The organism is Acidovorax sp. HDW3 (assembly GCF_011303755.1).
Lineage (GTDB): Bacteria > Pseudomonadota > Gammaproteobacteria > Burkholderiales > Burkholderiaceae_C > Paenacidovorax.
In genome coordinates, this window is record NZ_CP049885.1 from 3,046,809 (window position 1) to 3,059,445 (window position 12,637).

Sequence of the window (12,637 nt, forward strand, 5' to 3'; positions counted from 1 at the left end):
GGCACGGCGGCGATGGAACGGGGCAAGGGCCACGCCGCGCTTACATGCGGCGACGGGCGGACTGCGGTAGGCGGCGCAACGCGAAGGCAGCCAACAACAGCGAGAGGATGATCAGGCCCCATTCCGACAAGGTTGGAATGGAAGTAGGCCCTGTAGGAGGACGCCGCTCACCAAAGTTGTAATTGGTGGCATTGTCTCCGCCCGCCAGCGTCACATTGGCAATGACGTCGTTACTAACCGTGCCGCCGTGACTGCCGGCTGTGTCTTTTCCATCAATCCAACCACTTGGATGCACTTCCACCACGGTGTAAGTACCCGGTACCAGATTGGTGAAGCTGTAATGACCGGACGCATCGGTCGTCGTGGTGGCCACCACGGTACCGCCTTGCGTAAGGCGGATTTCCACGCCTGCAATCCCCTCTTCGCCCGGATCGATCAGACCGTTGTCGTTGCGATCGTGATAGACGTTACCGGCAATCGAGGCAATGCTTGCAGGAGCACTGGCCACCACCGTGAGGTTGGCCGTCGTCGCCACGGCATTGTTGCCCACATCGGTTTGCAACGCCCCAGCGGCAATCGTGTTCACATGGACTCCGACCGATGATGAGGTTACACGCACCTGAATGCTGCAACCTCCTGCTGGAATCGTTGCGCCGGCAGCGTAAGCGACCGAAGTGGCGCCGGCAGAAGCCGTCACGCTGGCCAACGTGCACGTACCGGCTACAGCTGGCACAGCAGCCACAGTCACCCCGGCAGGCAAGTTATCCACCAGATTCGCAGTCAGTGTGGCGGCGCTCGCATTACCGTTGCCCAGCGAGATGGTCAGCGTGGACTCTTTCCCGGTCACGATGCTGGTCGGAGCAAAGCTCTTGCTCACGCTCGGCGGTTGCCCTGGATTGACCAGCAGATTGGCGCTCGCCGGTGCGCCGTTGTTGCCCAGAGTGGTCTTCAGGTCTCCTGCAGCAATGGTGTTGGTATACGGGCCGCCGGAGACGGCAGAGGTCACGTTCACCTCGATCGTGCAGGAGCCATTGGCCGGTATCGTGGCACCGGTCGGATAGGTCACCGTACTGGAACCCGCCGCCGCCTGGGTTGCGCCGGTACAGGTTCCCCCCAGCGCAGGCGGCGTGGCCACCTTCACCTGGGCAGGCAAGCTGTCCACCAGGTCTACCGTCAGGATCGCTGCCGTGGCATTCGCATTGCCCAGCGTGATGGTCAGGCGCGACACCCCGCCAGGATTGATCGTCGAGGGCGCGAAGGACTTGAGCACCGTGGGATTCACCGGTGCGCGCACCACCAGCCCTGCGTTCGCCGGCGTGGGATTTTTGCCTGCCTCGACGGTGACCAAGCCGCCATCCGGGATGTTGTTGTTGTAAGAGCCTGCCACGTTCGACGTGACATTCACCGTGATCGTGCAGCCCGCAGGCGGGATGAGGGCACCCGAGGCGTAGGCCACCGTGCTGGAACCTGCCGCAGCCGTCACGCTGGCGACGGTGCAGGAGCCCCCCACATTCGGCGTGGCCGCCACCACCACGTTGGATGGCAGGTTGTCAGTCATGGGGCTGGCCAACGTCAGTGCCGAGGCATTCGGATTGCCCAACGTAATGGTCAGCGTGGAAATCCCACCCTGGTCGATGGCACTCGGGTTGAACGCCTTGACCACCGTGGGTGCGGCCGGTTTGTCCACGCCCAAGGTGGCGTGGGCAGGCTCCGGGTTGGTACCCGCGCTGGTGTTCAACTGGCCGGCAGCGATGGTGTTGAGATAGTTGCCGGTCGTCGCGGATGTGACGTCCACGGAAATCGTGCAACCACCCGCCGGGATCGTGGCACCGCTCGCATAACTGAGGTTGATGGCACCCGCTGTTGCCGTCACGGTGCCCGGACATGCCGTGGCACCCGTCCCGAGATTGCCATTGATGTTGGGCGTTGCGGCCACGAAAACATTGCCGGGCAGTGCATCCACCAGCGCGCTGGTGAGCGTGATGGCTGTGGCATTGGGGTTATCCAGCCGGATGCGCAGGGTGCTGGTGCCGCCCGAAGCGATCTGTGCGGGCGTGAAGCTCTTGCTTACTTGCGGCGGAGCCAGCGCCTGCAGGTCAGCCTCTGCGGGGTTGCCATTGGTCAACCCCTGCTGGCTGGAGATCGCACCCTGGCCGATAGTGTTCTTGAACGTGCCGGCCTCGTTGGCGACCACCGAAGCCCGGAAGATGCAGCTACCCGTTGCAGGGACCGTCGCACCCGACAGCGAGATCGACGATGCACCCGGCAAGGCCGTGACGCTGCCACCTGCGCAGGTGGTGGTGGGATTGGCCGGGTTGGCCACGGCCACATGCGGCGGCAAGTTATCGGTCAACGCCACACCAGTAAGCGCCACGCTGGCCGGGTTGGTGATGGTGACCACCAGTTCGCTGATCTCCCCGATCTTCACCACGGTCTTCGAGAAACTCTTCGCAATGCTGGGCACGTTCTCCACATGCAGCGTGGCGGTTCCCGGCACCGGATTCGTGACACCTTGATCCGTCGTCACCGTGTTGGCTGGAATCTCATTCAGATACAGCCCGGTACCCGGTGCAGTGACATCCACGTCCACATTGCAACTGGCGCCTGGCGTGAGTGTGACGTTGGTGAGTGTCAACGCCTGCGTGGCCGTGTTGACGTTGATCTGAGCACCAGAACAGGTGGATGTGGCATTGGGCGCAGGCGCGAATACCAAACCGGACGGCAGTGCATCAGTAAAGGTCACACCGGTCAGCACCGTGGGATTGATGATGTTGGGGTCGAACGTGTTGACCAGCTTGATCTTCAAACGCGAGACGGCAGCTGGTGCAATGTAGGCAGGTTCAAAACCCTTGGATACCCCAAGGCCCTGCAGCGTGGTCAGCGTGGCCGAGGTGGGCGTGGCATTGGTATAGCCCCCTTTGCTCGTCACTGCGCCTGCGGGGATGGTGTTGGTGAGGTTCAGGAACGCCACTGAAGTCACCTTGAGCGTGACGGTACAGCTGCCCGCTGCCGCCAGGTGAGCACCTGTCAACGAGACTTGCCCGCCCCCCGGAACGGCCGCGACCGTACCGCCCGTACAAGTGGTTTGTGCATCCGGCGCCGAATACACCATGATGCCGGCCGGGAAGACGTCGGAGAACGCCACGTTGTCGATGGGCACCGCCGAGGTATTGACCACATCAATCGTCAGCAACGACGGTTGATTGCCGGTGACCACAAGAGGATTGAAATTCTTGTTCAGCGCCAGGCTGGCGGACTGCTGCCCCAGGGTGGCGGCCACCACCTGGCTGTTGCTGGGCCCCTCGGCGCTCGTGATGCTCCCTGCAGGAATGGTATTGATCCACGGACCAGCGCCTTCGGCCTGAACGTCAAATGACAGGGTACAACTGCCACCCGCCGGCATGACGGCACCATCGAGGCGCACGCTGGTGGCGCCGGGGTTGGCGGTGATCACGGGCGCACCGCCGCAAGAGGTGGCAGCGTTGGCCGGGTTGGCAATCACCAGGCCGCCTGCAAGGCCTGTGTCGTTGATCGACACATTCGTCAACTGACCTGCGGTCTGGTTGAGCACGGTCACCGTTGCACGCGAGACACCATGCGGCGCGACCGTCGTCGGTTGGAAGCTCTTGGTGGCACTCAGGCCCGCAGTGATCGCCAGGTTCGCCGAACGACTGCCGGGAATAGTCCCTGCCGAAGACGAAAATTGCCCGGGTGCAATCGTATTGGTATGCGTACCCAGCACGGTGCCGGTCACGCGCGCCGTGATGGTGCACGATGCCTGCTGCGCTGCATCGGGCCGTACCGGAACGGTGGCTCCCGCCAGGATGATCTCGCTCGCACCCGGGAAGGCCTGCAACGATCCCCCCGTACAGGTGGTGCTGGCCGCCGGGTCAGCCGCAAGCACCACACCGCTGGGAAGCGAGTCGGTGAGATTGACGCTCCCGAGCGCATTGACCGTGCGGTTGAAGATCGTGATGGTCAACTGCGACGTCTGGCCCGCGGCAATGGATGTGGGATTGAAGGCCTTGGTCAAATCCACCGCGTCGATCACCGGCAGGTTGGCTGCGGCGGTGTTCGTATTGACGGTCGATCCACCGGGCCCCGTACCGCCCACCGCCGACGTCGGCAATGAGTTGACGAATGTGGTGCCCACGGTAGCGCCTGCCGGCGGCCTTGCCCGGAACGTGACCGTGCACTGGCCTGGCAGTGTTCCGGAAGCGGCCGGAATGCTGCCACCCGTACCGCTCAGGACCACAGGGTTCGAGCCCGAGCTGCTGAACGTAAAGCCGCAGCCAGACGGCGCCTGTGAACCGTCGAGTTCCATGGGTTGGCCACCCACCACGGGCAGGGAATCGGTAAAGCTGGCGCCAGTGACAGCACCCGACGCGAAATTGCTGATCGTGACCGAGAAGGTGGCCCACTGGCCCGGCGCCACGCGGGCCGGAGAAACACTCTTGTTGATGCGCAGCTGTGAGTAGGCGTGCAGCGTGGCGTTGGCCGCCGGGCTACCTATGCCTTGTGCATTGGTGATCGCGCCAGCAGCCAGACTGTTGGTGTAATCCGACTCGCTGGTGGCCGTGACCGGCACCTCGATCGTGCAAGTGCCGCCATTGGCGGCCACCGTGGCACCCGAGAGGCTGATGGTCTGGGGCGACACCCCGGTATTGCGACTTGCTATCCCATGGGTTCCACTCGTGCAGCTGACCGTGGGATTGGCCGTGGTCTGCAGATTGGCGTGCGGGAAGGTGTCCGTGAAACTGGTATTCGTCAGGTCCGTGCCACCATTGTTCGTGATGACGATCCGCATGGTGGAGGTCTGCCCCACCGGGATGGTGTCGGGCGTGAAGCTCTTGCTGACCCGCATCGGGGCATTCACGATCAGATTACGACTGAAGGCGGGGCTGCTCAGACCTCGCGTGTTGCCAATGGCGCCAGCAGCCAGTGAATTGGTGAAGGTCTGCGTGGTCGCCCCTGCAGGTGTCAGGGCTGGAACAACCACATCCACCGTCATGGTGCAAACGCCGCCATTGCCTATGGTTGCTCCAGTGAGCGTGACGGCCGTGGCACCCGCAGATGGTGCAAAGGTGCCGTTGGCAAATCCTGTACCGGTGCAAGCGACATTGGCGTTAGGGGCAGCAGCCACCTGCATACCCGCTGGGAGCGTATCGGTGAAACTGGTCAGCGGCATGGATTTGCCGCCATTGGGATTGGTGAGGGTAATGGTCAGTGTCGTCGCGCGGCCAACATAGGACGGCGACGGCGAAAAATTCTTGGATCCCGTCGGAGGCTGCAGACTAGTGACGAGCAGCGTGGCATTGGCCGGAGTGCTGTTGTGACCTAGGGTGCCATTCTCGACATAGCGGAAACCCGCTGTGGTTGCGTTCGGATCGGTATTGGCCGGAATCGGAACAATCTGGTTGCCCGTGGTGGTGGAAGTGACCGCCACCCGGATCTCGCACTCGCCGGGAATGGTCGCGCTGGTGGCTGCCGCAACCGCCCCTCCCTCCAGGCGCACAATGGTTGTGCCCTGGGTAGCAGTCAGCGTACCACCGCAGGTATTGCTGACGATTCCGGGCGCCACAATGGAAATTTTGGGATCCGGGACAGCACCACCGAAGTTCAACAAAGATGTGACATCAACGTTTGTCAAACCAGTAGACGTGCTGTCATTGACAATCTTGATGGTGTAGGTCGAGGTATCACCCTGATCAATGGTGGCCGGACCAAACTGATGGTTGATGGTTACCGTCGCCAAGGCCAGTCCAGGCACGAAGCCGACAAGCGCCAAAAAGCCCTTCAGCACACGGAGACCACTTCGCGATAACGGTTTGACATAGCGAACAGACATTCTTCAACCCTCTCTTCTAATAAGACACCCAGTGGTAATTGCGGCCACAGACCCAAACAGCGCGCACCAGGAAACATCAGCCAAGGCAGGTAACGATAGTTATCAACACTCGAATTTTGAATGATGATTGGTTTCCCGAAATTTAACAATCATCCACCGCTCTCTGACGCCTTTCTGACGCGCGCCACCATCTCCTGCGCAAACTCGATGAAGGCCTTGCTGCCGCGCGCCGAGGGGTCGAACACCACACCGGGCAGGCCATAGCTCGGGGCCTCGGCCAGGCGCACGTTGCGCGGGATGATGGTGGCAAACACCTTGTCGCCAAAATGGCCGTTGAGCTGGTCGCTGACCTGCTGCTGCAGCGTCATGCGCGGGTCAAACATGACGCGCAGCAGGCCGATGATTTGCAGGTCGGGGTTGAGGTTGGCGTGCACCTGCTTGATGGTGTTGACCAAGTCGGCCAGCCCCTCCAGGGCGAAGTACTCGCACTGCATGGGCACGACCACGCCGTGCGCGGCGCACAGGCCGTTGAGGGTGAGCAAGGAAAGCGACGGCGGGCAATCGACGAGCACAAAGTCGTAATCGGCATCGACGGCCGCCAGCGCCGCCTTCAGGCGCTTGTCGCGCTGCTCCAGTTCCACCAGCTCCACCTCGGCTCCGGCGAGTTCGCGGTTGGCGCCCAAAACCCAGTAGCCGCATTTTTCTGACAGCACGGCCGCTTCTTTCACGGCCGCCGTGCCCAGCAGCACGTCGTACACCGACAGCGCCAGGCTGCGCTTATCGACCCCCGAGCCCATGGTGGCGTTGCCCTGCGGATCAAGGTCCACCAGCAGCACGCGCTGGCCAATCTTGGCCAAACCGGCGGCAAGGTTAACGGTGGTGGTGGTCTTGCCGACGCCGCCCTTTTGGTTGGCGATACAAAAAATTTTGGCCATGCTGCGCAGGAAATGGTGAAAGAAACGGTTGAGAAATTGCGCGCGAGTTTACTGCGCACGCTGGCGCAGCCAGCAAATGCAGCGCTCGGCATCCAGGCCCGGCACGGTCAAAGGTTCCACGTGAAACAGCTCCACATCGGGCGCCAGGGCTGCAATTTCTTCGGTGGGGTGCTTGGCTTTCATCGCCAGCCACACCGACTGCGGCGCCAGCGCCGCACGCGACCAGGTGGTGAAGTCCGCCAGCGCGGCAAAGGCGCGGCAGCTCACCACGTCAAATGGCCCCACCAGGTTTTCCACCCGCGCATGGATGCCGTGCAGGTTTTTCAGCCCCAGGGCAGCCGCCGCCTGCTGGATGAAGGCCGCCTTCTTCGCCACGGTATCAACGCAGCTCACATCGAGCTGCGGGCAGCAAATGGCAAACACCACGCCCGGCAGGCCGCCGCCGCTGCCCACATCGAGCAGGCGCGGCGCGGCTGTGGGCAGGCGCGCCAGGTGGCGCTGCAGGGGCAGCACCGCAGCCAGGCTGTCGAGCAGGTGGTGCGTGAGCATCTCTTGCGGATTGCGCAGCGCCGTCAGGTTGTAAACCTTGTTCCACTTGGCCAGCAGCGCGGCGAAATCCAGCAGTTGCTGAGTTTGGGCGGCGCTCAGTGGCAGGCCCAGGGCGGCCAGGCCCGCCTCTAGGCCAGCGCGCAGATCGGTGGCGGGCGCGGTATTCATGCCCCCTCCTGTGCGCCAGCGGTGTTCACGCTGGCAAAACCGGCAAACCCGCCCTTCTTCAAATGCACCAGCAGCAGCGAGATGGCCGCCGGCGTCACGCCCGAAATGCGCGAGGCCTGGCCCAGCGTCTCGGGGCGGTGCTTTTGCAGTTTTTGCCGCACCTCAATGGACAACGCCGCCACCTGCAGATAGTCCAAGTCGGGCGGCAGGCGCAGTTTTTCAAAATGCGCGGCGCGCTGCACCTCGTCTTTTTGGCGGTCGATGTAGCCGGCGTATTTGGCGGCAATCTCCACCTGCTCCAGCACCGGCGCGCTCAACTCGCCCAGCGTTTCACGTGAAACATCGCCACTGGCGTACTTTCCGCCGTCCAGGCCCATCAGCGCCTCGTAGCCCACGCCGGGGCGGCGCAGCAGGTCGAACAGGTGGTATTCGCGCTCTATGGCCTTGCCCAGCACGCGCTCGGCCTCGGCAGCGGGCAGGATGCGCGGGTTCACCCAGGTGGATTTGAGGCGCTCTGTTTCACGTGAAACCGCGTCGCGCTTGCGGCAAAAAGCGTCCCAGCGCGCATCATCGACCAGACCCAGGCGGCGCCCGGTTTCGGTCAGGCGCATGTCGGCGTTGTCCTCGCGCAGCTGCAGGCGGAACTCGGCCCGGCTGGTGAACATGCGGTAGGGCTCGGTCACGCCCTTGGTGATGAGGTCGTCCACCAGCACGCCCAAATAAGCCTCGTCGCGTGCGGGCAGCCAGGCGGCCTCGCCCTTGCACTGCAGCGCGGCGTTCAGGCCCGCGAACAGGCCCTGGGCCGCCGCCTCCTCGTAGCCGGTGGTGCCGTTGATTTGCCCGGCAAAGAACAGGCCCTGGATTTGCTTGGTTTCAAAGCTGCTTTTGAGCGCACGCGGGTCGAAGTAGTCGTACTCGATGGCGTAGCCCGGGCGCAGGATGTGGGCGTTTTCCAGCCCACGCATGGAGCGCACCAAGGCAAGCTGGATGTCGAACGGCAGGCTGGTGGAGATGCCGTTGGGGTAGAACTCGTGCGTGGTGAGGCCCTCGGGCTCCAGAAAAATCTGGTGGCTGTCCTTGTCGGCAAAGCGGTTGATCTTGTCCTCCACGCTCGGGCAGTAGCGTGGGCCCACGCCCTCGATCTTGCCGGTGAACATGGGGCTGCGGTCAAAGCCGCTGCGGATGATCTCGTGCGTGCGCGCGTTGGTGTGCGTGATCCAGCAGGGCATTTGCTGCGGGTGCATGGTCGTGTGCCCCATGAAGCTGAACACCGGTACCGCGCCCGCGTTCACGCCGCCGGGTATCCCGTCGCCGGGCTGCTCCTCGCACTGAGAAAAGTCGATGCTGCGCCCGTCAATGCGCGGCGGCGTGCCGGTTTTCAGGCGCCCTTGCGGCAGTTGCAGTTCTTTGAGCCTGCTAGAGAGACTCACCGCTGGCGGGTCGCCCGCGCGCCCGCCCTGGTAGTTGTTCAGGCCGACATGAATCTTGCCGTCCAAAAAAGTGCCCGCCGTCAGCACCACGGCGCGGGCGCGAAACGCAAGGCCAATCTGCGTGACGGCGCCCACCACGCGGTCGCCCTTCACCATCAAATCGTCCACCGCCTGCTGGAACAGCCACAGGTTGGGCTGGTTCTCCAGCACGCGGCGAATGGCGGCCTTGTACAGCACGCGATCGGCCTGCGCCCGCGTGGCGCGCACTGCAGGGCCTTTGCTGCTGTTGAGGATGCGAAACTGAATGCCCGCCTCATCGGTCGCCAGCGCCATCGCGCCGCCCAGGGCATCCACCTCTTTCACCAAATGCCCCTTGCCAATGCCGCCAATGCTGGGGTTGCAGCTCATCTGGCCCAGGGTTTCGATGTTGTGGGTGAGCAGCAGCGTGGCGCAGCCCATGCGCGCGCTGGCAAGGGCAGCCTCGGTGCCGGCATGGCCGCCGCCGACGACGATGACATCAAATTCCTGGGGGTACAACATGTAAAACAGCTCCTGCTGAGGGCAACGATGCCTCCAGACAGGCGCTCTGTTTCACGTGAAACAAGCACTCTGACAAGAGGTTCTCGCCTAGGGGGAACCCGGTATTTTCCCACCAACACCAAGGCTGCGTCGCTGCGGGTCAATGGATGCGCGCCAGCGGCACCACATCGGCCATCCGTTGATAACCCTGGTCGTTGAGGTGCAGCGCATCAATCCAGCGGTACGCCGGGTGCAAGGCCGCCGGGTCGGAGGGGTCGCGCAGCGCAGCGTCAAAGTCCAGCACCTCCGCGCCATGCGCACCCTGGCGAATCCAGGCATTGACGGCCTGGCGCATGACCTCGTCCTCGGGCACAAAACCCCAGTGCCCCTTAAATGGAGCCAACGTCCCAAGATAAAGCTGCACCCCTACTTCCCGCCCGGCAACCACTGCGCTGCGCATAGCGCCACACAGGGCATCGAGCGACACCCCTTCCTCGACGCGCCAGTGGTGGTGAAAGCAAATATCGTTCGCCCCCATCTGCACAATGGCATGGCTCAGTCCCGAAATACCCAGCACGTCGCGCCACCAACGCTCTACGCCACGCAGCCCGATGGCATCGTGCAACCAACGGTTGCCCGCGAGCCCGGCATTGACCACTGCTGCGCGGTGCGCCAGGCGCTGGGCCAGATAGTCGGGGTAGCGGTGGTTGGCCCCGGGGCTGGAGCCCACGCCGTCACTCAAGGAATCGCCAAACGTTGCCAGCACCGGGCAGCGCTGCGGGCGGTACACGTCGATGGCGCTGAGCCAATAGCGCTCAGCATGCGGCGCGGCCTCTGCCAGGTGCGCCGCCTGCAGCGCGTTCCCCGGCGCCACATACTGCGTTGCCAGAGGAAAACGGTGCACCGTGGCGCCATCTGCCGCCTGCTGCAGATACAAACTCACCGCCACATCGGCACCATCGGCCACCTCCAGTGGCACGGGGTCGCTCCAAGCCAGCGCCCCCGGTGCAATCTGCACCTGGGTCTGCCCAGCAAAGTGCACCGCATGGTCGCTGGCCGGGTCAATGGTGTCTGCCCCCAAAGACAGGGCTACGTGCACCCCCTGCAGCGCCAACACGCTTTTGCCATAGCTATTGGATAGCTGCAGGCGCAATCCCTGCCCGCCCAACGACAAATGCGCCACCTGGCGCAGCGTCTGCCCCAGCAAAGCACGCGGCGCGACAGAAGGAAAATACAAAAAACCCAGGTCTGCGTACAAGTCTTCCACCGGCGAGGCCCAGGAACCATAGGCTTGCAACGCCAACGCCCCGGCTTGCTGCAAATCCTTGGACGCTGGAGTGCCCCCACCCCCGCCACCGCAACCACCGAGCCACCCCCCGGCACAAACACCAGCGGCGTAGCGCAAGCATTGGCGCCGAGCAATATCGACACCGGGGGACAGGTCTGAAGCATTTTGCATCGCACCCTCCTGGCGGTCTGACGGGCCTGGCGGGCCTGACGACCAGAAACGCGGCCAGGGGCCCATTGGACGCTTTTTGCGCCCTGTTGTGCTCTATCCCTATCGCCATTGGGGCATTGGGGTAGCCCCAGCCTGTGCTTCAATCAACCGCCATGAAACTCCTCGTCTTTGCGGGCAGTACCCGCCAACAGTCCTTCAACCGTCGTCTGGCACGCTATGCCGCCAACCTGGGGGCGCAACAGGGGGCGCAGGCCAGCGTGCTGGAGCTGGCGGACTACGACATCCCCCTGTACAACGCCGACCTGGAGGCGCGCGGCACGCCCGCCGATGTGCTGCGCCTGAAAGCACTGTTCGACGCCCACCCAGCCTGGATCATCTGCACACCCGAGTACAACGGCAGCTACCCAGCACTGCTGAAAAACACCATCGACTGGCTCTCCAGCCCGGTGGCCGGCCACCCCGTCTGGAGCGATGGCAGCCGCCCACTGGCGGGCAAGGTGGTGGGGATGCTGAGCGCCTCCAATGGCCGCCTCGGTGGTCTGCGGGCGCAAAGCCACCTGGCGCCGCTGCTGCTCAACGCCCAATGCTGGGTGAGCCCACGCGGCTACGCCGTCAGCGCCGCCGCCAATGCCTTTGACGACCAGGACGCCCTGCTGCACGCCCACGACCAAACCGGGGTGCGTGGCGTGGTCGAGCAAGTGCTGTGGGCTGCACAAAAATTAAGCACGCCGTGAGCACCCTGCCCTGCCGCCCTGGCTGCGGCGCCTGCTGCATTGCCCCCTCCATTTCTTCGCCCATTCCCGGAATGCCCCAGGGCAAGCCCGCTGGCGTGCCCTGCATACAGCTCGCGCCCAATGGACGTTGCCTGATTTTTGGCCAACCGACGCGCCCGGCGGTCTGCGCCTCATTGCAGCCCGAGCCGGCCATGTGCGGCCAATCCCGCACGCAGGCCCTGCACACTTTGTTTGCATTGGAGCGTTTAACGCAACCGAGCGTTGCAAACACCACACCCAAGCAGGGCTTGCAGCCGGCATAGGATGGCGGTCTTCTGCCTCCACCCAAGGACGACACCATGAAGCTGTACTACTCCCCCGGCGCCTGCTCGCTCTCACCGCACATCGTGCTGCACGAGGCTGGCCTGGCCTACACCCCGGTGCTCGCCAGCACCAAAAGCCACAAGCTGCAAGACGGCACGGACTTCTACACCATCAACCCCCTGGGCTATGTGCCGGTGCTCGAACTCGACAGCGGCGAGCGCCTGCGCGAAGGCCAGGTCATCGTGCAATACCTGGCCGACCTGGTCCCCGAGAAAAACCTCGCCCCCGCCAACGGCACGCTGGCGCGCTACCGTCTGCAAGAGTGGCTGTCCTTTATCGGCACCGAGGTGCACAAAAGCTTTACGCCGCTGTTCATTCCCGGTACGCCCGAAGACTACAAACCCCAGGTCAAAGAGCGCCTGCTCAGCCTCCTGCAGTGGATTGATGGCCAGCTGGCCGACACGCCCTACCTGATGGGCGAGCGCTTTACTGTCGCCGATGCCTACCTGTTCACCGTCAGTGGCTGGGGGCAGTACGTGGGCGTGGATATTTCCGGCCTGAAAAACCTGCTGGCCTACCGCGAGCGCATTGCCGCCCGCCCCGCCGTGCAGGCCGCCATGAAGGCCGAGGGCTTGATCTAAGAGTGTGTTGACACCCTAAAAACCAAGCATTAAAAAAGCTGCTAGCGCTTA

The 12,637-nt window shown here is 63.6% G+C and carries 8 protein-coding genes; 3 read left to right on the forward strand and 5 right to left on the reverse strand.

Features of this window, described 5'->3' with window-relative positions:
* Window positions 1-40: 40 nt before the first annotated feature.
* From G7045_RS14145 to G7045_RS14165, 5 genes are all read right to left on the reverse strand, one after another.
* Window positions 41-5,848: an IPTL-CTERM sorting domain-containing protein gene (locus G7045_RS14145; RefSeq protein ID WP_166160217.1), complete on the reverse strand. Its 5,808-nt coding sequence runs from the start codon at window positions 5,846-5,848 to the stop codon at window positions 41-43.
* A 149-nt stretch (window positions 5,849-5,997) separates the two neighbouring features.
* Window positions 5,998-6,783, reverse strand: coding sequence for a ParA family protein (locus G7045_RS14150; RefSeq protein WP_166160218.1), 786 nt, complete (start codon window positions 6,781-6,783; stop codon window positions 5,998-6,000).
* A 48-nt stretch (window positions 6,784-6,831) separates the two neighbouring features.
* Window positions 6,832-7,500: a 16S rRNA (guanine(527)-N(7))-methyltransferase RsmG gene (gene rsmG, locus G7045_RS14155; protein WP_166160219.1), complete on the reverse strand. Its 669-nt coding sequence runs from the start codon at window positions 7,498-7,500 to the stop codon at window positions 6,832-6,834.
* Window positions 7,497-9,470 carry a tRNA uridine-5-carboxymethylaminomethyl(34) synthesis enzyme MnmG gene (mnmG, locus tag G7045_RS14160; protein WP_166160220.1) on the reverse strand — a complete coding sequence of 658 codons (1,974 nt, stop codon included), beginning with the start codon at window positions 9,468-9,470 and terminating at the stop codon, window positions 7,497-7,499. Before mnmG ends, rsmG begins: the two co-directional genes overlap by 4 nt.
* A gap of 139 nt (window positions 9,471-9,609) precedes the next feature.
* Entirely contained in the window at window positions 9,610-10,908 is a 1,299-nt protein-coding gene (locus tag G7045_RS14165) for a GDSL-type esterase/lipase family protein (protein WP_166160221.1), read from the reverse strand.
* 152 nt (window positions 10,909-11,060) lie between these two features.
* Between G7045_RS14165 and G7045_RS14170 the strand changes: the two genes are divergently transcribed.
* The 3 genes from G7045_RS14170 to gstA are packed head-to-tail and all read left to right on the forward strand — an operon-like array spanning window position 11,061 to window position 12,586.
* Entirely contained in the window at window positions 11,061-11,642 is a 582-nt protein-coding gene (locus G7045_RS14170) for an NADPH-dependent FMN reductase (RefSeq protein WP_166160222.1), read from the forward strand.
* A gap of 5 nt (window positions 11,643-11,647) precedes the next feature.
* Window positions 11,648-11,944 carry a YkgJ family cysteine cluster protein gene (locus tag G7045_RS14175; protein WP_166160480.1) on the forward strand — a complete coding sequence of 99 codons (297 nt, stop codon included), beginning with the start codon at window positions 11,648-11,650 and terminating at the stop codon, window positions 11,942-11,944.
* 36 nt (window positions 11,945-11,980) lie between these two features.
* The gene (gene gstA, locus G7045_RS14180) at window positions 11,981-12,586 is read left to right on the forward strand and encodes a glutathione transferase GstA (protein ID WP_166160223.1); all 606 of its coding nucleotides are present in this window, start codon (window positions 11,981-11,983) and stop codon (window positions 12,584-12,586) included.
* The last annotated feature ends 51 nt before the right edge of the window (window positions 12,587-12,637 follow it).